Below are 24,803 nucleotides of genomic sequence, written 5' to 3' on the forward strand. Positions count from 1 at the left end.
GACGGCCGGCAACCGTCCGGACGTAGGCTGTGACCGTGTCCAGTCCCCCCTCCTCGGCGCCGCAGGACGTCGCCGCGATCCGCAGGCACAACCTCGCGCTCGTCGCGCGCCTGCTGCGCGAACAGGGGGAGTTGTCCCGCACCGAGATCGCCGCGCGCACCGGACTGGCGGCAGGCGCGGTGACGAGCCTTGCGGCGGCCCTGATCGATGCGGGCATGGCCCGCGAAGCCGGCATCCGCCACGTCGCCGGAAGCGCCGGACGCCCGCGGCGCATGCTGGCGTTCGACGGATCCTCGGTCGCCGTGGTGGCCGCCCACGTCGACGCATCCACCGTCGGCTCGCTGGCGGTGGACCTGGCAGGCCGGGAGCTGCACCGGGCCACCGTCGGGCACAACGCCGCGCACGGCGACGTCGATACCGTCATTGCGTGCCTCGCGCGCGAGGTCGGCGACGCGCTCGCGGCGGCGGGGTCCGCCGGCGTGCGGGCAGCCGCCATCGGCATCGCCGTGGCCGGGGTGGTGGTCACCGGGTCCGGCGAAGTGGCGTTCGCGCCGAACCTGGGATGGCGGCACGTACCGCTCGCCGAGGCACTGCGCGAGGCCCTCGGGACCGGCCTGCCGATCCTGCTGGACAATGACGCCAACCTCACCGCCATCGCCGAACTGCGGGCCCTGCCCGCGGACTCCGCGGCGCGACACCTTGTGGTGGTCAGCGGGTACGTCGGAGTCGGCTCGGGAGTCGTCGTCGACGGACGCCTGTTCCGTGGGTCCGCGGGAGGAGCGGGGGAGGCCGGGCACCTGGTGGTCGCGCCCCGCGGCCCGAAGTGCTGGTGCGGGCGTCGAGGTTGCCTAGAGGCGATGGCCGCGCCGCCGGAACTCGCCCGCCTCGCCCGCTTGGCGCCCGAGGATCCGGCCGATCTCGGCGCGGCCATGGCGGAGTTGGTGGTACGTGCCGAACGCGGCCACAAAGGAGTACTGCGGATCCTGGACGATCTGGGCGGTCGCCTCGGCGAGGTGGCCGTCACCCTGGTCACCGTGCTCGGCTCACAGGCGGTGGTCCTGGGCGGATACTACGCCGCTCTCGCGCCATGGGTGCTGCCTCGTGTCGAGGCGGCCCTCGAGGAGTTGCGCGGCATCGACGCGTACCGCGACGTCGAGGCCCGGGCCGGAACGCGCGGCGCCGCCGCACCAGTGTGGGGTGCGGCGGCGCTGGCGGCGGACCTGGTCCTGGACGACCCGGCCGCATTCTGAGCGCGCCCGCCCGCGAGGCATAGGTCCGCGGACGGTTGTCGCGCTAGCGTCCAGGCGCTGCGGACGAGTTCCAGAATCCGCAGTGGTGCTCGTCGTCGAAGCTCCTGAAGCGGATGTCCCCGGCGGGGCGGACCTTGAGCACCTCACCGCGCGCTGTCAGGGGCGGCCAGAGGGTCAGCCCCCAGGCGTTGGGCGTACTCGTCCACGCGAACGCGGCCCAGGCGTGCTTCATCCGGCCCGCCATCGCGGCCTGCTGCGCGGTGAACGGCCGCGCCTGCATTGTGAAGTCGAACAGGTACGCCAGTTCCGCGCTGTGCGCGTTGCCCATGTCCAGCCCCGGCAGGTCGAGGCCGACCAGCGGGGGCGATTCCGGGTCGTCGAACTCGTACCGGTAGGTCGGAACCTGACGCCGCAGCAGTTCCGCGGTGACGGATGTCTGGCAGATGAACGACGCGTCGCCGACGACGGCGGACACCGCGTGGTAGGGGGAGGCGTACGCCGACAGGGGGTAGCGCGTCAGCACTTCCGGAGCAAGTGGGCCGTACTGCCGTGCCAGGTACGCCGGATACTGGTCCGGGGTCATCGCCACCTGGTCGAGCGCGAACATCCTGCCCTCGGAGCGGGTGCTGCCGATCAGGACCGGCATCTTGTTCCAGTGCCCGGATCCGATGGCGGCCGCGGGGTCGACGGGCAGTGCCGGTACGCCCGACGTCAGTCCCGGCACCGGCAACTGCATGCCGGCCGCGGTCAGCGCGGCCGCCGGTACCGCCCGGAGGCAGGCCGCGGCGGTCGCCGGGTCGGGGCAGCCCAGGCCGGTCGCGAACGCGGTGCCCTGCGCCTGGGCGTCCGCGCGGGACCGTGCCGCCAGGAGGGTGCACGGACCGCTCTGCAGGACCGCCTTCGCGGCGAGGCCGGAGGCCAGGGGAGAGGCGAGGATGCCGCAGACCGAACCGCTGCCCGCGGACTGGCCGGTCACCGTGACGTTGCGCGGGTTGCCGCCGAACGCCTTGGCGTTGTCCTTGATCCAGCGCAACGCGGCGATCTGGTCGAGCAGGCCCCAGTTGCCGGACCCCTCGGGCGTCTCCGCGTCGAAGCCGGGCAGGCCCAGGTATCCGAGCGCGCCCAGGCGGTAGTTGATGCTCACGACGATGACGTTGTGGTCGTCGGCCATGGTGCGGCCCGCGAACTGCGTTCCGGTGCCCTGCACGAAGCCGCCGCCGTGGATCCACAGCACCACCGGCAGGACGGCGCCCGGCCGGGTACCGCGGGGCCGATAGACGTCCAGGTTCAGGCAGTCCTCGCTGCGGGGCTGCGCGGGGTCGATGCCGAAGGCCGCGAACTGCACGCACGCCGGGCCCTGCGTGGTCGCCTCGCGGACGCCGGACCATCGGGCGGGCGGCCGCGGCGCCCGGAAGCGGCGGTCGCCCACCGGCGGGGCGGCGTACGGAATGCCGAGGAACTCCTCGGCACCGTCGTGGACTTGGCCGCGAACCGTGCCACTGCTCGTGGCGACGACAGGAGCCGGCGACCCGCCCCTTCCGGCGGCCGCCGGGCCCGCGGTGGTCAGGGCGACGAGCACGCCGAGGGCGACGGCCGCGGCGACGGTCCGGGCCCGGGACCTGAGCGGGCCGCGATGGACTTGTCCTGGTCTGTGCATCACGCCTCCACAGGAACGGGGACGGAAAGCAATTATTTCTAGCTCTGAAGTAATCGAGGGGAGAGTACCTCCGGCCCCTTCATGACCACCAGGCGTCCGAGCGGAATGCAGGAATCCACCACCCCGGCGATTCCGAGGTGCGACACCCGGACGGGTGATGGCGCGGCAACCGCCGGGCGGTGTATGCCAGTACCAGGCACAGCCGACGGCCAGGGGGAGACCAGCATGAGCGTGTCCGAGCACGTACACGGAACCGGCACGATCGAACCGGCCCGCGTCGAGGAGGTCGCCGACGGGGTGTTCGCGTACGTGCAGCCCGACGGCACGTGGTGGATCAACAACACGGGCTTCCTGATCGGCGACGGTGGCGTGATCGCCATCGACAGTTGTGCGACCGAAGCCCGGACGCGGGCGTTCCTGGCGACGATGGCCCGCGTCTCGGGAGGGGCCCCGGTGCGGACTCTCGTCAACACACACCACCACGGCGACCACACGCACGGCAACTACCTGTTCCCCGCCGCGACGATCGTCGCGCACGAGAAGACACGTGCGGAGATCCTCAAGTACGGCATCATCGAACGGGAATTGGTGTGGCCCGGCGTCGACTGGGGCGACCTGCGGGCGGTGGCGCCCTTCCTGACCTTCACCGAGTCGGTCACCCTGCATGCCGGGGAAGCCCGGGCCGAGGTACGGCACTTCGGGGTGTCCGCGCACACCTCGAACGACTCGGTGGTATGGCTGCCGGATCAGCGCGTGATGTTCACCGGCGACCTGGTCTTCAATGGCGGCACCCCGTTCCTGCTCATGGGCTCGCCGAGCGGGTACCTGCAAGCACTGGAACGCCTGCGGGAGTTCGGCGCGCAGACGCTGGTGCCCGGACACGGACCGGTATGCGGCCCCGAGCAGATCGACGTCGCGGCCGGCTACGCCGCGTTCGTCAAGGAGACGGCGCTGCGCGGCCGCGCGGCCGGACTCGACCCGCTGGCCCTCGCGTACGAGACCGACTTGGGCGACTACCAGGCGCTCACCGACAGTGAACGGCTCGTGGGCAACCTGCACTCCGCCTACGCGGAACTGGACGGCGGCGTGGTCGACGTCTTCGGAGCCCTTGCCGACATGGTCGCGTTCAACGGCGGCAGGCCGCTGAGCTGCCGCGCCTGATCGACGGACCGGAACACCAAGGGGCCCCGCGCGCGTTGCGCGGGGCCCGATCCACTACGCTTTGGGGCCGACCGTCATCGCGTCACATCGGAATGGCGAGCAGCATCCTGCCCTCCACGGTCCGGACCTCGAAGCGGTCGATGGCTTCCTTGCCCATCGAGGTGCCGCCGTGGAACACCAGCGGCTTCTCGCTCTCCGGCACGCCGTAGCCGGACGCCGGCACGGACCACGTGCCCATGACCTCCGACGTGCCGTCCTTGCCGACGGCGATCAGGTTGCAGCGCAACGGTCCGCGCAGGCCCCGGAGTTCGAGGCCGATGTGGCTGCCCCAGCCCTTGCTGTCCACGCCGAGGTAACCCTGCACACCGTCCGGCCCCTGCACGAAGCCCTTGGCGGGGTGGCGTTCGCCGGCCACCAACAGCTCGCCCGCCGGACTCATGTGCCTGGCTTCGGAGGACGAAGACTCGAATCCGCCGCCGATGCCGATGCCCGCGACCAGCAGGACGACGGCCGCCGCGGCCGCGGCGATGCCGATCCCGACCCGGCGGGCGCGTTCCCGCGCGGAACGCCGGGCGCCGAGGTCGACGACCGGTGCCCCGGACGGATCCGCCACCGGCGTCCCCGCTACCGGCGTCCCTGCGGATGCCGTCCGCGCCGCCGCCTCGACGCGCGGGACCTCGGGGGCAGGAAACCGGGCGACCCGCGGCGTGCCGCTCGGTTTTCCGATCCCGGGCATCGGGGTGAACGCCTCCGCCTCGACATCCGCGAACAGGCCGCGCATGTCCCCCAGGTCGTCCAGCTCCGCCTGGCATCGCTCGCAGGTGACCAGGTGCGCTTCGAAGGCGTCGCGGTCTTCGTCCTCGAGAAGCCCCAGGGCGTACGCGCCCACATCGGTGTGCTCGACCGGCGCGCTCATGCGTTCACCCCTCTCTCTTCGAGTGCGAGCTTCAGGGCCCGCACCGCGTAATACACGCGGGACTTGACCGTGCCCACCGGGATGCCGAGGGCCTCGGCCGCCTGGTTCACACTGCGGTCGCGCAGCACCGTCTCGACCAACACCTCGCGGTGCGCTTGGGACAACGACTGCAAGGCATCGGCCACGACCATGCTACGCAGCAGTGGTTCGACCTGGTCGTCAGCTGGTACGTGCTCCAACGGTTCCGGGTTCACTTCCCGGGGGCGCGCACTTTTGGCTCTACGGTCGTCGATGACGATACGCCGGGCGACCGTCGCCAACCACGGCATGAGCGACCGAACTTCGTCGTTCGGGTCGATGCGGTCGGCGTTGCGCCACGCGCGCACCAGGGTCTCCTGGACGACGTCCTCGGCCCACTGTCGGTCGCCGCCCGTGTGCTTGAGGCAGAACGACAGCAGCGGCACCGAGTAGCGGCGGTACAACGTTTCGGCGAGCTCGTCGCCGCGCGGGGGCCGGTCGGCGGCCGACGGCGCCGCGGCCGGCTCCTCGGGTATTCGCCCGTCCCCGGACCGCATGGCCGCCGGGACGTCCTCGTCGCCGCGCGCCGCGGGCACGCTCGCGTTGTCGGCCGGAACGGCCGCCAAGCCGCCCGCCGAACGGCCCCACGACCGTCCGCCCCGGGCGGAGAAGATCTTCATGACTCCGGGTCCTCGATTCCTCGGCCGACGGGATGGCTGTCGCGGGAAGGCTAGCGCCGTCATGTTTCCCGCAGGGCAAACGGTGCGCGGAACCTGGGAATTCAGGAGAATTCCGGCCCGCTGTGAACCGCGCGCGGCAGGTTCCGCGTACCCCCAGTACCGGGGCCTCGACGGGCGGCCGAATCCGCGATCCGCCCGACTGCTTCCGGGCGACGGCACGGAAGGAGCGTACGGACGCCCCCACCACCGAAGTCATACCGGTTCTCCCAGCGACCAACTCCCTTGTCCACAGAGGCGGTTACGTGACCGATCGACTCGCGCGCCCTGCGCTATCCGAGAGCGAGCATCGCCTCGGCGACCTTGCCGAAGGCAGTGTCGGGGATCGCCGTGCCGGCGTCCTCGAGGACGAGCAGCCGCGCGCCGGGGATCTCGCGGGCGATCGCCTCGCCGTTGCCGACGGGGAAGAACGGGTCGCGGCGGCCGTGGATCACGAGCGCGGGGACCTTGATTTCGGGCAGGCGCTCGCGCCAGCGGGGTGTGCAGTCGAGCGCGGAGAACACCACGCCCAACTGGTTGGCCATCTGGACCGGGGGTGCGGTGCCGGGCGTACGGTCCCAGATGCGCACGGCGGTTGCGCGCGCGGCGGCGGGGTCGTCCCCGAGGATCTCCGCGCCGCCGGCGGCGAAGTCCGCGACCGCCTCGCGGTCGGTCCAGTCGGGCATCGGACTCGCGAACAGTCGGCCCATGGCCGCCTCGTCGTGGTCGGGGAGGTCGTCGTCGGGCGGCCCGGGCGCAACCGCGCGGGTACCGACGAGCGTGAGCGCCGAGAACGCGGCCGGATGGTCGAGCACGGCCACCTGGGCGACCATCCCGCCGACGCCGATCCCCGCGAGGTGCGCGGGCCCGCCGCCGAGTGCGTCGGCAAGGGCCGCGGCGTCGGCGGCGAGGTCGCGCAGGGTGTACGCGGGCGCCTGCGGATCCGCGGTCGTCGACTCGCCGCTGTCGCGCAGGTCATAGCGCACCACGCGGCGCCCGCCGGCGGCGAGGCGTTCGCAGAGCGCGTCGGGCCAGGAAAGCATGGTCGTCCCGCCGACGAGCAGGACGAGCGGCGCGTCGGCGGCGCCGAACGACTCGATGCCCAGGACGATTCCGTTGACTTTGATTCGGGTCATGCCGGTGCAGACCCGATCCGCCGCCCGAACTCATCGGTCGCGCGCAAAGAGGGGGTGCGGCCGCCCCCGTTACTTTCTTCGTGGTCCCGGAACGGGGCTCCTGGCCTCCGGGTCCGGCATGACTGTTCCCCCCTGTCGTACGCATGACCTGGGGGGTGGTGTCACCGGGCCCGGAGCACCGTCTGACCGCTGATGAGAGGCCTGACCGTCGCCCGGCCGAGCGCAACGCCCGGCAGCCACAGGGTGGTTGGTCTGCGTAACGTGGATGCGCGCGTGCGGTGCGAAGGCATGAGGCCGGGACCGGTCACGACCACCCTCGGGGGTGCGGTGCTCGACACGAGTGAGATCGCGGTGTTCCTCGGCCTGGACGTCGGCAAGGGCGACCACCACGGCCACGGCCTGACCACCGCCGGCAAGACCGTCTACGACAAGCGGCTCCCCAACAGCGAACCGAGGTTGCGGGCCGTCTTCGACAAGCTCACCGCGAAGTTCGGCCGAGTCCTGGTGATCGTGGACCAGCCCGCCTCGATCGGCGCCCCGCCGCTGGCCGTCGCCAGGGACGCGGGCTGCGACGTCGCCTACCTGCCCGGCCTGGCGATGCGCCGCATCGCCGACCTCTACCCCGGCGAGGCCAAGACCGACGCCCGCGACGCCCGCGTCATCGCCGACGCCGCCCGCACCATGCCCCACACCCTGCGGGCCCTGGAGCTCGCCGACGAAACAGCCGCCCAGCTCACGGTGCTGACCGGGTTCGACCAGGACCTCGCCGCCGAGGCGACCCGCACCAGCAACCGCCTGCGCGGACTGCTCACCCAGTTCCACCCCTCCCTCGAACGCGTCCTCGGCCCCCGCCTCGACCACCCCGCCGTCACCCACCTGCTGGAGCGCTTCGGCTCCCCGCAGGCCCTGCGCAAAGCCGGACGCCGCAGGCTGGTCAACCTCATACGCCCCAAAGCCCCGCGCATGGCCGAACGCCTCGTCGAGGACATCTTCGACGCCCTCGACGAACAAACCGTCACCGTCCCCGGCACCGCCACCCTGGACACCGTCGTCCCGTCCCTGGCCCGATCCCTCGCCGCCGTCCACGAGCAACGACGCGCCGTCGAAACCCAGATCGCCGAACTCCTGGAGGCCCACCCTCTTTCCAAGGTCCTGACGTCGATGCCCGGCGTCGGCGTCAGGACCGCCGCAACCTTGCTGGTCACCGTCGGCGACGCCAGCTCGTTCCCGACTGCCGCCCATCTGGCCTCCTACGCCGGCCTCGCGCCGGCGACCAAGTCCTCCGGATCCTCCATCCACGGCGAACACGCCCCACGGACGGGCAACCGCCTGCTGAAACGGGCCATGTTCCTCTCCGCGTTCGCCGCACTCCACGACCCCGCCTCGCGCACCTACTACGACCGGCACAGAGCCCACGGCAAAACCCACACCCAAGCCCTCCTCCGCCTCGCACGACAACGCATCAGCGTCCTGTTCGCCATGCTCCGCGACGGCACTCTCTACCAGACCCGAACCCCACAACCCGCTTGACGAAAGACATAGAGGCACCCCCCCGGGTGACGACTACTCCATGCGCCGTCACCCGTCCTGGGCAATCGCGCGGATCGGAGTCAAGCGGACGCCGGCGCCTGCCGATCGTGAGGATGAATGCGTCCTGTGCGACCGTCCGCGACCGGCTGAAGGCCCGCGCGCGACCGCCGGACGACCGGCGGATGATCGAGGTGCGTTGTGACGGGCGGCCGGGTGCGCGTGCAGTCGTTGGTCTGGTCGACGGGGTCCTTACCCGTCGCCACCCCCGCAGCGAGTGGCGAGACGCGGGGGTGCGGGGACGACGAGGGGGCCGCGCCGGCCGCCGTACGTCCAGCCGTCGTCCGCCCGGGCGGCGCCGTGCGCGACGCCCTGATGCGCCTGCTGCCCCGGCCCCGGCGTCAGGCGTCCGTGCCGCGGTCGCCCGACACCGCCGGCAGCTTCGCGCCGGAGGGCGCCACCGGGACGGCCATCGCCGACCGCGGCCGAGCCCTGGGCAGCGCGAGCGCGGTGAGCGACGCGCCGGCGGCGACCGCGCAGGCGATCCCGAAGATCAGCAGGTAGGCGTCCAGGTCGGCGAAGCGTACGCCGCCGGCGGTCATCGTCAGCTGGGTCAGCACCACCGCGACGATCGTGCTCGACACGGCCTGCCCGATGGTGCGCATCAGGACGTTGAGGCCGGTCGCCGCGGCCGTCTGCTCCTGCGGGACCGCCTGGATGATGAGCGTCGGCAGCGCCGAGTAGGCCAGCGTCGTACCGAGCGAGCACAGCGACGCGCCGAGGGTGATCGTCCACAACTGCTCGCTGGTGAACACCCGGAACAGGTACGCCGCGGAGATCACCGCCGTGCCGAGCGCCAGCGTCACCCGCGCGCCGCGCGCGTCCGACAACCGGGCGGACAGCGGGGACAGCAGCACCATGATCACGCCGCCCGGCAGCAGGCACAGGCTCGCGACCACCGCCGATTCGCCCAGCCCGTACCCGGTGATCTCGGGGGCCTGGACCAGCTGTGCCGTCGCGAGCCAGTTGGCGTAGAACGCGATGCCGGTCAGCAGCGCCGCGATGTGCGGCAGCAGCACCGTGCGGCGGGCGGCCAGCCGCAGGTCGACCACCGGCTCGCGGGTGCGCAGTTGGTGCCACCCCCAGACGAGGAGCACCAGGACGCCGCCGCCCGCGAGTGAGGGCACGACGGGGGACGTCCAGCCCCACTCGCCGCCCTTGGACGCGGCGAGCAGGATGGCCACCAGCCCGGCGCCCAGCAGCACGGTGCCGACGATGTCGAAGCGCCCGGGGGTGCGTACCGGCGATTCCGGGACCACCAGCCAGGCCGCGGCGAAGCCGGCGAGGCCGAGCCCGGTGGTCACCCAAAACATGGTGTGCCAGTCGGCGTGCTCGACGACCACCGAGGCCAGCGGCAGGCCGAAGGCCGCGCCGAGCCCGACCGTGGAGCTCATCAGCGCGGCGGCGGACCCGACCCGGTGCGGCGGCAGTTCGTCGCGCAGGATGCTGGTGGCCAGCGAGACGACGACGGCCGCGGTGCCCTGGAGCGCACGGGCCGCGATCAGCACGCGGATGTCGCTGGTCACCGCGCAGAGTGCCGAGCCGGCCGTCATGGTGGCGAGCGAGCCGAGCAGGACGCGGCGCTTGCCGTACATGTCGCCCGCCCGCCCGAGCACCGGGTTGAGCACCGCGCCGGTCACCAGGGTCGCGGTGAGCATCCAGCTGACGGTGGCCGGTGAGGAGCCGGTCTGCGCGGGCAGGTCGGGCAGCAGCGGTACGACGACGGTCTGCATGAGGGCCATGAGCACCCCCGCGAACGCGAGGACCGGGACGATCAGCCGCTCACGGAGGCTCCGCTCGCCCCGCCGTGTCCGCCGACTCGTGTCCACTACCGCTCCGTCCCCGCCGCCGGGGCGCGGGCCGCGGCGGACGATCATGCCCGCAAGCGAACATAGGGAACGTCCGGGAGTGCAGCAATGCTCCGCGGCAAAGAATCTGACGATCCGTCAGGTAATTCTCCTCACAGGTGTGCTGCGACACCCGCCCGGGGTGCGCCCCGCATCACCGCGCCGCGTCGCGGCGGTTGCGGGCGAGCACCGAGAGCAGCTCGTACGCGGTGTGCGCGGCGGCCACGCCGGTCAGTTCCGCGTGGTCGTACGCCGGGGCCACCTCGACGATGTCCGCCCCCACCACGTCCAGCCCGACCAGCCCGCGCAGCGTGCCCAGGAGCTCGCGGCTGGTCAGCCCGCCCGCCTCGGGAGTGCCGGTGCCGGGAGCGTGCGCGGGGTCCAGGACGTCGATGTCCACCGACACGTACACCGGGCCGTCGCCCAGCCGGGCCCGCATCCGCTCGACCACCGACGCGACCGTGGCGTCCTGGTAGTCGTCGCTGTGCACGACCTGGAAACCGAGGACCCCGTCGTCGGTGAGGTCCGCCGGACTGTAGAGCGGCCCGCGGATGCCGACGTGCAGGCAGCGCCGCGGATCGAGCAGGCCCTCCTCGGCGGCCCGCCGGAACGGCGTTCCGTGGGTGTACGGCTGGCCGAAGTACGTGTCCCAGGTGTCCAGGTGCGCGTCGAAGTGCACGACGCCGATCGGGCCGTGCTCGGCCGCCGCGGCGCGCAGCAGCGGCAGCGCGATGGTGTGGTCCCCGCCGATCGTCAGCAGCCGGGTGCCCTGCGCGGCGAACACGCGCGCGGCGTTCTCGACCGCGGCGATCGCCTCGGCGATGTCGAACGGGTTGACCGCGATGTCGCCCGCGTCGGCCACCTGGAGCTCGGCGAACGGGGAGACGTCGAGGGCCGGGTTGTATGGGCGCAGCAGCTTCGACGACGCCCGTACGTGCGCCGGCCCGAAGCGGGCGCCCGGCCGGTAGCTGACGCCGCTGTCGAACGGCACCCCCACGACGGCGACGTCCACACGGTCCACCTCGTCGGCGCGCGGCAGCCGGGCGAAGGTGGCGGGCCCGGCGAAGCGCGGCACACGGGTCGCGTCGATCGGGCCGAGGGGCGTGGAGCTCATCGGAGTGCCTTTCGTGGTACTTGGTCGGTGCCGTGGTTGTCGCTGCGGCAACAGCCGGTGCCGCACGTTCGGTGCCGCGGTTGTGATGCCGCGGTTGTGGTGCTGCGGTCGTCGTCCCGCGGTTTCCGGTCAGGATGCGGCCGGCGGCGGTGTTCCGAGGACCGGGCCGTACAACTCGGGCCTGCGGTCGGCGAACACGTCGTTGAGCGAGCCGATGCGCTTGTCGCGGGCCTCCGCCAGGGCGCACCGGGCGAGCAGCAGGCGCTCCTCGCCGGGGTACGGGCCCGCCAGCGGGAACCCGTCGGCGTCGGTGATCACCGAGCCGCCCACCCAGTCCGTGCCGCGCTCCGGCCCGACCCGGTCGCAGGCCGCGACGAACATGCGGTTGACCGCCGCGTCCGCCTGGACGCGGACGACCTCGGCCGGACGCTCACCGGCAGGCCGCGGGTAGTACGGCCAGTTCACGGGCGCGCACAGCAGGTCCGCGCCGCCGAGTGCGACGAGCCGCACCCATTCGGGGAACTCCACGTCGTAGCAGACCAGCACGCCGATCCGGCCGAACGCGGTCTCGACGACCGGGGGAGCCTCGTCGCCGGGGACGAACATCTCCGCCTCCCGGCCCCACAGGTGGGCCTTGCGGTAGACGGCGCGCACACCCGAAGCGTCCACGACCACCGCCGAGTTGCGTACCGTCCCGTCGGGCGTGCGCTCGCACAGGCCGCCCACGACGACCAGGCCGTGCCGGCGGGCGGCGTCCGCCCAGGCGTCGGCGGTCGGGCCCGTCGTGGCGGACTCCGCCAGCGCCGTGGCCTCCGCGGCGTCGCGCAACACGTAGCCGCTGTTCGCCAGTTCGGGGAGCACGACGACCTGGGCACCCGCCGCCGCGGCCCGCTCGACCGCGTCGACGGTGGTACGCCGGTTAGCCTCCGGCTCGCCGACGACCGGCGCGATCTGGGCGCAGGCCACCATGACAACCGCAGGAGCCGCCGGGTCCATCGTCCGGTCCGCGACCGGGTCCACCACGTCGAACTGCCCGTCGTCGGCCAAACCAGCCACCCTCATGTCAGTTCCGGCACGCGGTCGGCACGTGCGCCGCCCGCCGGGGTGCCCTCGTGCGGCACCGGGTCCGGAACATCCGGCTCCTCCAACTCCATGCCCCGGCACAGCACCACGTACAACACGCCGGACACGACCAGGCCGACCGCGAATGACACGTCCGCACCACCCAGCTCCTCCGCCACCGGGCCGGTGAAGAACGTGGTGGCGAAGAAGGGCACCATGGCCGCGAAGCCGACCGCGTACGCCGTCATGCCGCGCCACGACCAGTTCCCGTAGGGGCCGTTCGGGTCGAAGATCGCCGTGATGGAGTATCGGCCCCGCCGCACGAAGTAGAAGTCGGTGAGGTTCACCGCCGTCCACGGGACCAGGAAGTAGAGCATCATCAGGACGAAGTCGTTGAAGTTGCCCAGGTAGTCGTCGGGCAGCGCGAGCGCGGTCACGAAGACCACCACCGCGATGGCCGAGATGCCCGCGATCCGCACGCGCACCGTCGGCCGCACCGGGCGGAACGCGTCGACCGCGCTGGTCGTGGTGAGCATGGCGCCGTACGCGTTGACCGCCATGATCCCCACCAGCGCCACCGACGACAGCAGCACGGCGAACGTGCCGAACCCGGGGACGATGTCGTTGCCCACCTGGCGCACCGCCGCGATGGCGCCGGGCTCGGGCAGCGCCGACGCGATGAGCGCGCCGAGCGACATCAGCCACGCGGCGGAACCGGCCGCGCCGGCGTACGTCCACCAGATCACCTTGCGGGCCGGGACGTCGGCGGGCAGGTAGCGGGAGTAGTCGGAGACGTACACGGCATAGCTGATCTGGTAGCCCGCGGCCGCCGAGAACACGATCAGGAACGACGTCCAGTCCCAGCCGCCCCCGCCCGCCGGGGACTGCACGTCGAGGTTCACCGCGGCGCCGACGGTCAGCACGCCGAAGACCGCGATGAGCACATAGGTCAGCCAGCGCTGCACCAGATGCAGCAGGTCGTGTCCGACGATCGCGAGGACGACGGCGACCGCGATGAGGACCACGTACCAGAAGACCTTGCCGCCGGGCAGCACGGTCTGCAGGCCCTCGGTCGCGAGGATCACGTTGAAAACGTTGAAGCCGACGTACACGAACACGACGGCGGCGAACGGCAGGATCGCGCCGCGCAGACCGAACTGCGCCCGCGACTGGATCATCTGCGGCAGGCCCATGCGCGGGCCCTGGTTGGCGTGGAAGGCCATGAAGAAGGTGCCGAAGCAGGCGCCGAGCACCACCGCGAGCACCGACCAGCCCAGCGAGAGCCCGAGCGACGGGCCCAGGAAGCCGGTCACCATGGTGGTCAGCACGAAGTTGCCGGTGAACCAGAACGGGCCCTGGTGCCACACCTTGCCGTGCCGCTCGTCGGCGGGCACGTAGTCGATCGACCGGGTCTCGACCAGGCTGTCGACCCGTCCGGCGCCGGAGCCTCTCACCGGCCCGTCCGCGGCGCGTGCGGTGGCATCCATACAGATCTCCTGGGGTGCGCGGGGTGGGACCGTGCGACCGTACGCCCGCTTCTCAACCGTAAACGATCGATGGAATGTCGAAACTGCGCGAAGCTGATGGACAATATGTCCATGCACCCCACGGACGACACGCTGCGCATCGCCGACCTCGTGGCGATCCCGGAACTGCGCCTCGCCGTCGCCGCCGGGGACGCGAACCTGGACCGGCCGGTCGAGGCGGCCCACGTCTCCGAGCTGCTGACCCCCGGCCAGTGGCTCCAGGGCGGCGAGCTGCTGATGACCATCGGGCTGCTGCTCCCGACGACCGACGAGGCCTGCGCGGCGTACGTGCGCGACGCGGCCGCCGACGGCGCCGGGGCCTGCGGCCTGGTCCTCGGCCTCGGGCACGAGCTGCCCCACCAGAGCCCGCCCGCCCCGCTGGTCCGGGCGGCGCGGGCGGCCGGGATGCCGCTGCTCACCGTCCCCGACGAGGTCCCTTTCATCGCCGTCACCAAAGCGGTGTTCGAGGCCCGTGCGGCCCTGCGCCGACGTGCGCTGGAACGCGCCTTCGAGGCACAACGCAGGCTGACCACCGCCGCCGCGTCGGGCCAGGGCCTCGCCGCGACGCTGCGCGCGTGGGCCGCCGCGACCGGGGCGGACGCGCTCGTCACCGACCCCCTCGGCCGCCTCATCGCCGACGCCGCGCGGGACCCCGAGAGCCTGCTCGGCGACGCCGAGGACCTGGTGCGGCGGGTCGCGGCGCGCGGGCTGCACGGCAGCGGAAGCAGCACCGCCGGGTCGGCGGAAGGCACCGCGGTACGCATCGAGGTGCTGCCGCTCGGAGCCGAACGCCTGCGCGGTCTCCTGGTCCTCGCCGGCCGCATCGACGCCGACGCGCGCCTGCTCGCCTCAGGGCTGGTGTCCCTCTTGTCCCTCGAACTGGAGCGGCGCCACCTCGCCGACGAACCGGTACGCCGCCGCCGCGCCGCGCTGCTCGGCCGGCTGCTCGCCCCGGACACCACGCCGGAACGGGCCCGGGACGTCCTGGCGGCCGCGGGCCTCGCCGCCGAGACGGTGCGGGGCTTCGCCGTCGAAAGCACCGGGGCCGCAGGGGGCCCGGAGCGGAGGCCGTCGGGCGGGAGCGGCGCCGGCGGCGAAGTCGGTGGGGAGGGGCCCGAGGCGGCCAAGGGCACCGACCTCGCGGCCGACCTCGCCCTTGCCATCCCCGGCGGCCTGGTGCGGGTCGTCGGCAACCTGGTCGAGGCGGTGTGCGGCGGCGACCTCGACGTCTTCGACGTCCTCGCACGGTTCGCGCCGGGCGCCGCGGCCGGGATCGGGCCGCTCACCGCACCCGAGGACGCGTCTTTCTCGATGCGCGGCGCCCGCGCGCTGGTGCCGCTCAGCCGCCGGGCGGGCCGTCCGGTCGAGAACGAACGCGGTGCGTCGAGCGACCTGTTGCTCTCGCTTGCCGACCGCCGGGCGCTCACGGGATTCGCCGACGCCGTCCTCGGCCCGCTCGAACACGCCGACGGCAACGGCGAGTTGACCGCGACGCTGGAAGCCTGGCTGGAGGCGGGCGGGTCCTGGGACGAGGCCGGCCGCCGCCTGGCCGTCCACCGGCACACCGTGCGCAACCGCGTGGACAAGGCGATGGCCGCCACCGGCCGCCGCCTCGACGACGGCGGCGACCGGTTCGACCTGTGGCTCGCGCTGCGCATCCGGCGCCAGGGCGGGTGACCTGGACATACCGGGCGTTTGGCGGCCGAATGTCAGGAGCTGAACGCGGACCTCGCAGCGAATGCGGGCCTAGGCTGCGGGATGCGCGAGGGCAGGACGATCATGTCGTGCGGGACGTACTTGTACCCGACCCGGCGTACCGTTGCGAGGCGGGCGCGGTGTCGTGCGCCCAATTTGCGGCGAAGGCGCGCTATGTGGACGTCCACGGTCCGTCCGCCGCCGGCCTCGGGGTAGCCCCACACCGTCTCCATGAGCTGGCGGCGCGAGAAGACCTGGCGCGGGTGCAGCAGGAGGTGCGCCAGCAACTCGAACTCCAGGAAGGTCAGTTCGAGCGTCGACGAGCCGACGGCCACGGTCCGTTCGTCAAGGCTGACCCGCAACCCGTCGTCGACCAGCTCCCCTTCGGTCACCCGTCGCCCGCTCGAACCGCGCGGACGCTGCGGCGACGCCGCGACTGCGCCGGGCGGGCCGGCGAGTGGCCGCAGGCGCCGCTCGGCGACGGAGGCCAGGGCCGCGCGTGTGGGTGCATGCGTCATGGCGCTGTGTCTCCCTAGGGAAGGCCCGCGCTCCGCAACGCGTACGCGGGGCCGCCGGGACGAGCCGGCCTCCTGGTCGTAGCGCCCGGTGGCAGAGGCAGTTCGGTACGGGGGAGCACTACAGGAGCCGCCGGAGCGTATTCGGCCCGGCGGCGTCCACAGTAAGTAGCCGATTCGGCACCGTTCGCGCAGCATCGCGTCACATCCCCCGTGTCTGTGACGCCCAGTCAAACAAACATCACTTTGGGTGTCCAGAGGGCGATTGCGCTCCCGACGCTCGACGTCCCGCGCAGCCGCACGCCCGTCCACGACGTTCCATGAGGCGGCACGAGGCGGGACGAGAAAGCGTGAGATGGCACGAAACCGGTGCCAAGGCCACGCGACGTCAGCCGTGGCCCAGTGCGGACGAGAGCTGCTTCTTGGTCATCTTGGAACGGCCCTTGACGTTGCGCCGCTTGGCCTCGGCGTACAGCTGGTCCTTCGTCGGACCGCCGGACCCGCTGTGCGACCGCAGCCCGCCGCGCCGACCGGACGAGATGTCACGGGTCGAGGACTTGCTCGCGGTCTTCGACTCGCCGTGCCGGGCGCGCTCCTTGTTCACCGTGCGGGCGGCGATCTCCTCGGCGCGCTTGCGGCTCTCGCCGCGGTCGAGGGCGCTGTCCTTGATGTGCTCGTACTGGCGTTCCCTCTTGGGGCTGGATCCGCGGGGCATGGTGGCCGCTCCTCTCCGTTTCGCCGCCGGGCATCGGGCGCCCGGACGGGTTCCGCAGGACGCGGCTACCCCCGTCGACGGGACGCAATCACGCCGCGCGGACGACCCTGCGGGCGATCCGCGGCCGGGTGCGGGCCCGCAGCAGGGCCCGGCGCTGCGGAGTGGTGTGCCCGCCCCAGATGCCCTGCGGCTGCTCGGTGGCGAGCGCCCACTCCAGGCACCGGGTCCGCACCGTACACGCGCCGCACACCCGCAGCGCGGCGTCGACCGCGCGCTGCTCGCGCGGCCCGCTCGTCTCCGTGTCCTCGAAGATCCCCGGTTCCGCGCTCCGGCACGCGGCCAGGACCATCCAGCGCATCGAGTCGCCCATGCGTCACCCACCTCCGGCCAAGCGGTTGCCCGAAACATCCCGGCGCATGCGTCCGAATGCGTGGCCCGGTACGCCGAATGCCCTGCACCTGAGGAGAGTTCGCGCCTCGGGCCGACCCGCTCGCCGACGTCACACCGGACGGGCCCGCGCGGCCTCGGTGAAACGCACGGCCAACCTGTCCGGGTGGTCCCGGAGTTCGGCCGGCTCGACCACCACGAAGTCCACGTCGAGCCTGCCGACCACCATGGCGATCAGGCGCGGGGTCTCGCCGCCGAGTAGCTGCCGCGGCAGCGGGGAACTCAGCCGGCTTCGGGGGAGATTGCGAGGACGAGTTTCCCTGTGCTGGCCCGGCTCTCCAGGCGGGCATGGGCGTCGGCTGCCGCGTCGAGAGGGAAGGCGGTGGCCGGGTCGGGGGCGAGCCAGCCCTCGCGTACGCCCGCCCACACCGCGTGCGCCTTGGCCAGCACCTCGTCCCGGGTGCGCAGGAAGTTCGTCATGTAGCCGCCCGCGACCGTGATCGACTTCGGGATCAGCTCCATCGGGGAGAAGGGCTCGGGTACGCCGCCGGCCTGCCCGAAGACGCAGATGTGGCCGCGCGCCCGGACCACGTCGAGGTCGGCCCGGAACGTGCTGCCGCCGACACCGTCGACGACGTAGTGCACCCCCTGGCCGTCGGTGAGTTCGCGGGCCGCCTTGGCGAACTCCTCGTAGCGGATCACGTGGTCGGCCCCGGCGGCCCGGGCGAGGCCGGCCTTCTCGTCCGTGGAGACGGTCCCGATGACCGTCGCGCCGAGGCGCTTGAGCCAGCGCACCGCGGTCTGCCCGGTGCCTCCCGCGGCGGCGTGCACGAGGACCGCGGTGCCCGGGCCCACCGGGTACTGCTCGTTGGCGAGATAGTGCGCGGTGAGCCCTTGGAGGATGACGGCGGCCGCGGTGTGCAGGCCGATGTCGTCGGGGACGGGCATGACCTGGGCCGCCGCGACGCACGCGTACTCGGCGTACGACCCCCAGCCGCCCGCGCCCGCGACGGGCGACCACGCGACGCGGTCCCCGGCCGCCACGCCGGACACGCCCGGGCCGACCTCCACGACGGTGCCGGCGCCCTCGACGCCGGGAGTGAGCGGGAACGGGGCCGCGGTACGGCCGCCGCGCATCATCACATCGGCGTAGTTGACCCCCGCCGCCGCGACCCGTACCAAAACCTGTCCGGCCTGCGGGACCGGGCGTGCGGCCTCGCGCACCGCCAGCACCTCGGGCCCGCCCGCCTGTTCCACCACGATCGAACGCATCCCGCGACCCTATGTAGTTAACCAGGTCAATAACAAGGCCGGAGTCAGGGGACGCCTGGGTCGTGTCCGAGGGGACTCTTCGCGGGCAGGCCGAGTCGCGCCGGGCTTTGACAACCCTCCTGCGCGCCGTGCACCGCCCCGGGACGGGCGGCCCTCCCAAGCGCGGGCCCGCGGCTCTCACTCGGTCGTACTCGCAGGGGCCTGCAACGCCGCGCTTGGGACGGCCGCCAGGCCCCGGAGCGGTGCACGGGCGGCGTGGCCCCGGAGAGAGCCCTCGGAGACGGCCTAGGCTCGGGGGATGCTGGTTTGGATCAACGGGCCGTTCGGCGGGGGCAAGACGCAGACGGCGTACGAACTGCGCAGAAGGCTGCCCGGCAGTGTGGTGTGCGACCCCGAGCACGCCGGATTCGGGCTGCACCGCATGACGCCCCGACCGCTGCGCGGTGACTTCCAGGACCTCCCGGCCTGGCGGCAAGGCGTGTTCGAGGTGCTCGACCTGGTGCTGCGCCGACACGCCGGACCGGTGATCGCACCCATGACCGTGGTCGAGCCCGCGTACTTCGGCGAGACCGTCGGCCGGCTGCGCGAGCACGGGCACGACGTACGCCACTTCGCCCTTCTGGCCACCCGCGAGACGGTCCTGCGCCGGCTCGCCGAGCGCGGCGTCGGCCGGGCCGTGTCGTTCCTCGCCGGCAACCGCGCCGCGCTGCGCCGCGAGTCGTTCGGCGTCGCCAAGCTCGACACCTGCCTCGACCGACTCACGGACGACGCGTTCGCGGAGCACATCTGGACCGACGACCTGTCCGTCGCGCGGGTCGCGGACCGCGTAGCCGGGTCGGCGGGGCTCGTCCTCCGCCCCAACACCGACACGGCCCTGGGCGGCGTCGCACGCCGCGCCTGGACCAGCGCCAAGCACCTCCGCGTGATGTGACCCGCAGACCGCCGACCACCCACCCTTCCCCGACCACCCACCCTTCCCCGGAGCCCCCCGTGAACGCCGAGAACCGCGGCAACCACCAGTTCAGCGACGCCGACCTGCAACACCTCCGACGCTGCGTCGAACTGGCGGCCGAAGCCCTCGACGCGGGCGACGAGCCGTTCGGCTCGGTCCTCGCGGCGGCCGACGGCATCGCCCTCGCCGAGGACCGCAACCGTGTCTCCGGTGGTGACCAGACCCGCCACCCCGAATTCGAACTGGCCCGCTGGGCCGCGACGAACATGTCCCCCGAGCACCGCGCGACGGCCACCGTCTACACGTCGGGCGAGCACTGCCCGATGTGCTCCGCGGCGCACGCGTGGGTGGGGCTCGGCCGGATCGTGTACGTCGCCTCCACCGAGCAACTCTCCGCCTGGCTCGACGAGATGGGCGTCCCGGCCGGGCCGGTGCGCCCGCTGCCCGTCAACGACATCGCCCCCGGCATCACGGTCGAGGGCCCGGTGCCGGAACTCACCGAACGGATCCACGCCCTGCACCGGCGCTTCCACACGGGGGAGTGACCGTGCGCATGCGGCGGCATGCGAAAAGCGTTGGGAGTGTGGACCACGGCTTTGTGACGATGAGCCCATGACCGACCCGCAAGTTGCGCACACCTCACAACTGTCCGAGAGCACCCTCGCGGCCTCGCGCGCCCTCCTGAACGACGCCTTCGACGGCGACTTCGGCGACGAGGACTGGGCGCACACCATCGGCGGCATGCACGTCCTGCTGTGGGAGGGGGACGCGCTCATCGGGCACGCGTCCGTCGTGCAGCGCATGATGCTGCTCGGCGACCGGCCGCTGCGCTGCGGGTACGTGGAAGGCGTCGGCGTACGCGCGGACCGCCGCGGTCGCGGGCACGGGGGCGCACTGATGGCCGCCTGCGAGCGCGTCGTCGAGCGGGCGTACGACCTGGGGGCGCTGAGCACCAGCGAGGAAGGCACCCGCCCCTACCTCTCGCGCGGCTGGCGCCTCTGGCAGGGCCCGACCTCGGTGCTCGCCCCCGAGGGCATCGTCCCCACACCGGAGGAGGACGGCGGTGTCCTCTTCTGGGAGGCGGGCGTGCCGCTGGACCCGACGGGCCCGCTGACCTGCGACTGGCGCGGCGGCGACGTCTGGTAGCGCGGAACCCATCGGCACCTGCGGTCACCCGTTCCGCGCACTTGGGCGCGCCGACGGCGGGCGTACGTGCTCGACTGGTCAGCGGACCGCCCGCGCGCACCTGCGGGCGGGCGGTCCGAGCCCCACGCAGCACACGATTCGCGATTCGCGAGACGCAAGGAGCACGGCCAGATGGTGCAGACGAGGAACCTCACCGACCCCGTAGTGCGTTCGTTCGTCGAGGCGGTGAACACCCACAACCGGGAGGCGTTCGCCGACGTCCTGGCGCCGAACGCGACGATGGCCGACGACGGCACCGAGCGCGACCTCGAGGAGTGGACCGACCGCGAGATCTTCACCACGCGCGGCCACATCGACGTCGTCGAAGAGTCGGACGAGGGACGCGCGTTCGTCGCGGACTACCGCAACGACACGTGGGGCAGCATGCGAACGTCCTGGCGCTTCACGGTCGAAGGCAACAAGATCAGCCGCTTCGAGACCGGCCAGGCGTAGCCCGCGCCGAGCGCCCCTGCGGCACGCGCCGAGCCCGAGCCGCGGCACGCGGAGGCGCCGCCGGTACGCGTCGGGAGTAGTCGCGGACTCCTTCTCCTGCCGGGGGAGGACCGGCGACGCGCAGGAAATCGTCGGGGTGGGGGAGTCGGCGGCACTGCCGGATCCGCCAGGATTCCCGCATGACGGATCTCGCCCGCTTTGCCCAGGACACCGCCGACAAGCTCACGGCCCAGAAGAACGTCGGGGTGGTGGTGGCCGCGCTCTCGGGCGACGACGTGGCGTACGCCGGGGCGGGCCGGACGGGCGGTGGCGGCAGCGCCCCCGGCGCCGAGACGCTGTTCGAGATCGGCTCGGTGACCAAGGTCTTCACCTCGCTGCTACTCGCCCGGCTGGCGGTCGCGGAGACCGCGCACCTGGACGAGCCGCTCGCCGACCTGCTCCCGCCCTGGTCGCAGGTCCCGTCGCGCGACGGGCGGCACATCACGCTGGAGCACCTCGCGACGCACACCTCCGGACTGCCGCGCCTGCCCAAGGGCATGCTCATACGCGCGCTCCTGCGCCCCAACACGCCCGACCCGTACGTCGACTGCACGGCCGAGGTGCTGCTGCGCGGTCTCGCCGAAACCAAGCTCGGGGCGATCCCCGGCAAGCGCTTCCGGTACTCGAACCTCGGCGGCGGGCTGCTCGGACTCGCCCTCGCGGAACGCTCCGGCATCGGCTACGAAGCCCTCGTCGAGCGCGAGATCGGCACGCCGCTCGGGTTGGCCGACACGCTGGCGGACCTCGACAGCCGGCGCGAGGCCCGGATGGCCCAGGGGCACAACAAGCGCGGCAAGGCGGTGCCGCCGTGGCACATGGCCGACCTGGTCGGCGCGGGCGGCCTGCGCTCCACGGCCGCCGACCTGGTGACCTTCGTACGCGCCCAACTGAACCCGGGCAGCGGGCCGTTCGGCGACGCGGTCCGCCTCTCGCACGCGGTGGACTACGTCAGCAATCCGTTCATGCGGACCCACCTGGGCTGGATGAGCGTCGGCCCGCGCGGCAAGAACTACCGGCAGTTCTTCCACAACGGCCGAACCGGCGGGTTCGCCTCGTTCATCGGATTCACCCCCGCCAAGGGCGTGGCGGTCGTCGCGCTGAGCAACACGGCGCGCTCGCTGGACCGCACGGTGCTCGGCCTGCTCGGGCAGCTGGAGGATGCCCGGGAGGCCAGCAGCACGCATCATCCGATCGGTTGATCCCCGGGTCGACCGGTCGGGCGTGCGGCGGCAGCCGCTTCGCGGACCTGGAGGCGGGCCGCGCGCAGCGACGATGGAGGCAGTCGGCGCGACAGAAAGGACCGGCTGCCATGAACCCCAAGCCCGTCAGGAACCCGGCCCCGGCCTGCGGCGCGGACCAGATCGCGAGCCGCGGCATCAACCATGTCGCCAAGCGCGACGGAACGCGTTCGCCCCGGTGGCGGTCGGCCGCGACCGTGCTGGTGCTCGGAGCGGCAGCGGCCGTGCTGATCAGCGGCTGCGCCTCGGACGACGGCGAGCCGCGCGCCGACTCGTCGGCCGCCGCTTCGGCATCGGCGGGTGCGGTACCGGGCCCCGCGACCCCGTCCGGCCCGGCCGCCCCGCCGAGCGCGAGCACCGCCCCCGAGGCTGCAAGCCCCGCCCCCGCGGCGCCGGGGGTACCCCCGGCGCCCGGAGGCAACGTGGCCACGTCCCCGCCACGCGGTACGGCCGTGGACGACAAGGCGCTGCTCGACGCAGCGCGACGCGGCGACGCGGACGCCGTGCGCGCCGCTCTCGCGAGGGGCGCGAACATCGAGGCGCGCGACGGAGACCGGCGTACGCCCCTACTGCTCGCCGCCATCGACGACCGTGTCGACGCCGCACGCGTCCTGGTCGAGGCAGGAGCCGATCCGGACGCGAAGGACTACCGCAACGACACCGCGTGGCTGGTGACCGGCGTCACCGGAAGCGTCGAGATGGCCCGCGCGCTGCTGCCCGCCGGCCCGGACTTCACCGCGCTGAACCGGTACGGCGGGACCTCGCTGATCCCGGCCGGCGAGCACGGCCACGTCGACTACGTGCGCTTCGTGACCACCAACACGGGCGTCGACGTCAACCACGTGAACAACCTCGGCTGGACCGCGCTGCTGGAGGCGGTCATCCTCGGCGACGGCGGCGCCGACCACCAGGAGGTGGTGCGCCTGCTGCTCGCCGCGGGCGCCGACCCCGGCATCGCGGACAAGGACGGCGTCACCGCGCTGAGGCACGCCGAGCGGAGTGGATACCGGGTGATCGCCGACGCGTTGCGGGCAGCTTCCTGAAGGTTGGTTTGCAGCCATGTGGCGTGAAAATCCCTCTACCACGAAATGTCGCTGTCTGTAGGGAAACCGTCATTCCGGGTACACGCGCGAACTTCCCCTGGATCATCTCGATCAGCCGACGAGAACCACGGGAGGCCACCGTGCGACGCGCATCATGGATCCTCAGCTCGGTATCGGTCCTGCTTGTCGCGGCAGGAGCGGTAAGCAAGTTCGCCGTGTACCCGGCACTCCACCAGATGCCCGAGGATGCCGAAGGCAAGATGCAGTTCCAGGGCACGATCACCGCACTCGACCCGCAAGCCATGCAGAGGGGTGACTTCGCCAACGCGGTCATCCGCGATCTCCCGGTGACCGCCGACCGCAAGGTCGAGGCCGTGCACACATCGGGTTCCACGATTGTCCTGAACGACCGCACCGACGTGTTCGGGCCCACAGGGCAAGTGGTGTCCGTCAGCGAGCACCGGTACGCCGTACACCGCGAGAACCTGCTCGAACGCCCAACGCCGAAGGGCGAGCGGGCCGAACCGCATGTCGGGCTCAGCGCGGGCTTCCCGCTCACGCCGGAGAAGCGCGACTATCCGTTCTGGGACTCCGAGACGCAGACGACAGTCCCCGCCAAGTACGACGGCAGTACCGACCGGCAGGGCCGCAAGGTCTACATCTACCGGATCGTCGCCGCGGGGCCGCTCGCCGACAAGACGGTCAAGGACGCACTTCCGCCCGCACTCCCCAAGACCGCGCTACTGGCCCTGAATCCGGCCGCGCCGCTCGGCTCGCAACCGGACGTCGTGCCGCTCGAGTACGTGTCCACGACCAACATGACCGGATATGTCGACGCCGAGACCGGGGTGACGATCGCGCTCGAGTCGAGCAAGGGCATCACGGCGACCGTGCAAAGCGCCGAGGTGTTCCCGGTGGCGAAGGCGTCCCTGACGACGACCAAGGCGTCGGAACGCGACCTTGCCGACACGGCGGCCACCGGCGCGCTCGTGTTCTGGATCCTGTCCGATGCCGGCCCGTACGGAATGTGGGCGCTGGCGCTGGTTCTTCTGCTGCTCGCGGTCTGGCTGGAGATGCGACACCGCCGCCGCCTGGCGTTGGCCGACGAGGGCGGTGGCGTACCCCAACAGCGCGAGTCCGAGGCGGAGGGCACCGAGCCGCCGCAGTTGCACGAGGTCGACGCGATGGAGCCCGGCCGGGAGCAACGCCCTTAACCGACGCGTGTGCATGCGCCGTGGGCGCCGGGGCGACCCGCCCCGGGCCCACCGGGCCTTTATCCGTTGCCCCCCCATGGGGTGCCCCACAGGGGGGGGGAGGCG

General features: G+C 72.6%; 23 protein-coding genes. 11 read left to right on the forward strand and 12 right to left on the reverse strand.

Annotated elements, in window-relative coordinates:
• Positions 1-35: 35 nt before the first annotated feature.
• Positions 36-1,250, forward strand: coding sequence for an ROK family protein (locus tag ACWD12_RS33335; protein WP_450102684.1), 1,215 nt, complete (start codon positions 36-38; stop codon positions 1,248-1,250).
• A 43-nt stretch (positions 1,251-1,293) separates the two neighbouring features.
• On the opposite strand, the gene ACWD12_RS33340 is transcribed toward ACWD12_RS33335, so the two are convergent.
• Positions 1,294-2,907 (reverse strand): carboxylesterase/lipase family protein, encoded by a 1,614-nt coding sequence (locus ACWD12_RS33340; RefSeq protein WP_450102685.1) that lies wholly within the window; start codon positions 2,905-2,907, stop codon positions 1,294-1,296.
• A 225-nt stretch (positions 2,908-3,132) separates the two neighbouring features.
• On the opposite strand from ACWD12_RS33340, the gene ACWD12_RS33345 reads away from it, so the two are divergent.
• Positions 3,133-4,068, forward strand: a complete 936-nt coding sequence (locus ACWD12_RS33345) for an MBL fold metallo-hydrolase (protein WP_450102686.1) — start codon at positions 3,133-3,135, stop codon at positions 4,066-4,068.
• 82 nt (positions 4,069-4,150) lie between these two features.
• Here the strand turns inward: ACWD12_RS33345 and ACWD12_RS33350 are convergent, their stop codons facing one another.
• The 3 genes from ACWD12_RS33350 to ACWD12_RS33360 all read right to left on the reverse strand — a co-directional run bounded on the left by ACWD12_RS33350 (position 4,151) and on the right by ACWD12_RS33360 (position 6,854).
• A complete protein-coding gene (locus ACWD12_RS33350) occupies positions 4,151-4,984 on the reverse strand; it encodes an anti-sigma factor family protein (RefSeq protein ID WP_450102687.1) in 834 nt (277 codons plus the stop codon).
• A complete protein-coding gene (locus ACWD12_RS33355) occupies positions 4,981-5,559 on the reverse strand; it encodes a sigma-70 family RNA polymerase sigma factor (protein ID WP_450102779.1) in 579 nt (192 codons plus the stop codon). Before ACWD12_RS33355 ends, ACWD12_RS33350 begins: the two co-directional genes overlap by 4 nt.
• A 452-nt stretch (positions 5,560-6,011) precedes the next feature.
• Entirely contained in the window at positions 6,012-6,854 is an 843-nt protein-coding gene (locus ACWD12_RS33360) for an alpha/beta fold hydrolase (RefSeq protein ID WP_450102688.1), read from the reverse strand.
• Positions 6,855-7,142: 288 nt separating this feature from the next.
• Here ACWD12_RS33360 and ACWD12_RS33365 point away from each other — a divergent pair, with 288 nt between their 5' ends.
• Positions 7,143-8,384 carry an IS110 family transposase gene (locus ACWD12_RS33365; protein WP_450102689.1) on the forward strand — a complete coding sequence of 414 codons (1,242 nt, stop codon included), beginning with the start codon at positions 7,143-7,145 and terminating at the stop codon, positions 8,382-8,384.
• A 398-nt stretch (positions 8,385-8,782) separates the two neighbouring features.
• On the opposite strand, the gene ACWD12_RS33370 is transcribed toward ACWD12_RS33365, so the two are convergent.
• From ACWD12_RS33370 to ACWD12_RS33385, 4 genes are all read right to left on the reverse strand, one after another.
• Positions 8,783-10,183: an MFS transporter gene (locus ACWD12_RS33370; protein WP_450102780.1), complete on the reverse strand. Its 1,401-nt coding sequence runs from the start codon at positions 10,181-10,183 to the stop codon at positions 8,783-8,785.
• A gap of 259 nt (positions 10,184-10,442) precedes the next feature.
• Positions 10,443-11,402, reverse strand: a complete 960-nt coding sequence (speB, locus tag ACWD12_RS33375; protein WP_450102690.1) for an agmatinase — start codon at positions 11,400-11,402, stop codon at positions 10,443-10,445.
• 129 nt (positions 11,403-11,531) lie between these two features.
• Entirely contained in the window at positions 11,532-12,464 is a 933-nt protein-coding gene (locus ACWD12_RS33380; RefSeq protein WP_450102691.1) for a nitrilase-related carbon-nitrogen hydrolase, read from the reverse strand.
• On the reverse strand, positions 12,461-13,951 hold the full coding sequence (locus ACWD12_RS33385) for a purine-cytosine permease family protein (RefSeq protein WP_450102692.1): 1,491 nt from the start codon (positions 13,949-13,951) through the stop codon (positions 12,461-12,463). Before ACWD12_RS33385 ends, ACWD12_RS33380 begins: the two co-directional genes overlap by 4 nt.
• Before the next feature lie 111 nt (positions 13,952-14,062).
• Between ACWD12_RS33385 and ACWD12_RS33390 the strand changes: the two genes are divergently transcribed.
• On the forward strand, positions 14,063-15,667 hold the full coding sequence (locus ACWD12_RS33390; RefSeq protein WP_450102693.1) for a PucR family transcriptional regulator: 1,605 nt from the start codon (positions 14,063-14,065) through the stop codon (positions 15,665-15,667).
• A gap of 32 nt (positions 15,668-15,699) precedes the next feature.
• On the opposite strand, the gene ACWD12_RS33395 is transcribed toward ACWD12_RS33390, so the two are convergent.
• The 4 genes from ACWD12_RS33395 to ACWD12_RS33410 all read right to left on the reverse strand — a co-directional run bounded on the left by ACWD12_RS33395 (position 15,700) and on the right by ACWD12_RS33410 (position 18,574).
• Positions 15,700-16,203 carry a winged helix-turn-helix domain-containing protein gene (locus ACWD12_RS33395; RefSeq protein ID WP_450102694.1) on the reverse strand — a complete coding sequence of 168 codons (504 nt, stop codon included), beginning with the start codon at positions 16,201-16,203 and terminating at the stop codon, positions 15,700-15,702.
• A gap of 385 nt (positions 16,204-16,588) precedes the next feature.
• Complete coding sequence (locus ACWD12_RS33400; RefSeq protein ID WP_450102695.1) at positions 16,589-16,915, reverse strand: plasmid stabilization protein; 327 nt, start codon at positions 16,913-16,915, stop codon at positions 16,589-16,591.
• A gap of 88 nt (positions 16,916-17,003) precedes the next feature.
• On the reverse strand, positions 17,004-17,285 hold the full coding sequence (locus tag ACWD12_RS33405) for a WhiB family transcriptional regulator (protein WP_450102696.1): 282 nt from the start codon (positions 17,283-17,285) through the stop codon (positions 17,004-17,006).
• Positions 17,286-17,584: 299 nt separating this feature from the next.
• Entirely contained in the window at positions 17,585-18,574 is a 990-nt protein-coding gene (locus ACWD12_RS33410; RefSeq protein ID WP_450102697.1) for a quinone oxidoreductase family protein, read from the reverse strand.
• Between the two features lie 298 nt (positions 18,575-18,872).
• Here ACWD12_RS33410 and ACWD12_RS33415 point away from each other — a divergent pair, with 298 nt between their 5' ends.
• The 7 genes from ACWD12_RS33415 (at position 18,873) to ACWD12_RS33445 (ending at position 24,698) form a co-directional block, all read left to right on the forward strand.
• Positions 18,873-19,505, forward strand: coding sequence for an AAA family ATPase (locus ACWD12_RS33415; RefSeq protein WP_450102698.1), 633 nt, complete (start codon positions 18,873-18,875; stop codon positions 19,503-19,505).
• A gap of 59 nt (positions 19,506-19,564) precedes the next feature.
• Positions 19,565-20,071, forward strand: coding sequence for a nucleoside deaminase (locus ACWD12_RS33420; protein WP_450102699.1), 507 nt, complete (start codon positions 19,565-19,567; stop codon positions 20,069-20,071).
• Positions 20,072-20,138: 67 nt separating this feature from the next.
• On the forward strand, positions 20,139-20,672 hold the full coding sequence (locus ACWD12_RS33425) for a GNAT family N-acetyltransferase (protein ID WP_450102700.1): 534 nt from the start codon (positions 20,139-20,141) through the stop codon (positions 20,670-20,672).
• Positions 20,673-20,843: 171 nt separating this feature from the next.
• Entirely contained in the window at positions 20,844-21,164 is a 321-nt protein-coding gene (locus tag ACWD12_RS33430) for a nuclear transport factor 2 family protein (RefSeq protein ID WP_358354451.1), read from the forward strand.
• A 179-nt stretch (positions 21,165-21,343) separates the two neighbouring features.
• Positions 21,344-22,402 (forward strand): serine hydrolase domain-containing protein, encoded by a 1,059-nt coding sequence (locus ACWD12_RS33435; protein ID WP_450102701.1) that lies wholly within the window; start codon positions 21,344-21,346, stop codon positions 22,400-22,402.
• Positions 22,403-22,893: 491 nt separating this feature from the next.
• Entirely contained in the window at positions 22,894-23,484 is a 591-nt protein-coding gene (locus ACWD12_RS33440) for an ankyrin repeat domain-containing protein (RefSeq protein WP_450102781.1), read from the forward strand.
• Positions 23,485-23,624: 140 nt separating this feature from the next.
• The gene (locus ACWD12_RS33445; protein WP_450102702.1) at positions 23,625-24,698 is read left to right on the forward strand and encodes a porin PorA family protein; all 1,074 of its coding nucleotides are present in this window, start codon (positions 23,625-23,627) and stop codon (positions 24,696-24,698) included.
• The last annotated feature ends 105 nt before the right edge of the window (positions 24,699-24,803 follow it).

It is taken from the genome of Streptodolium elevatio (assembly GCF_053592165.1).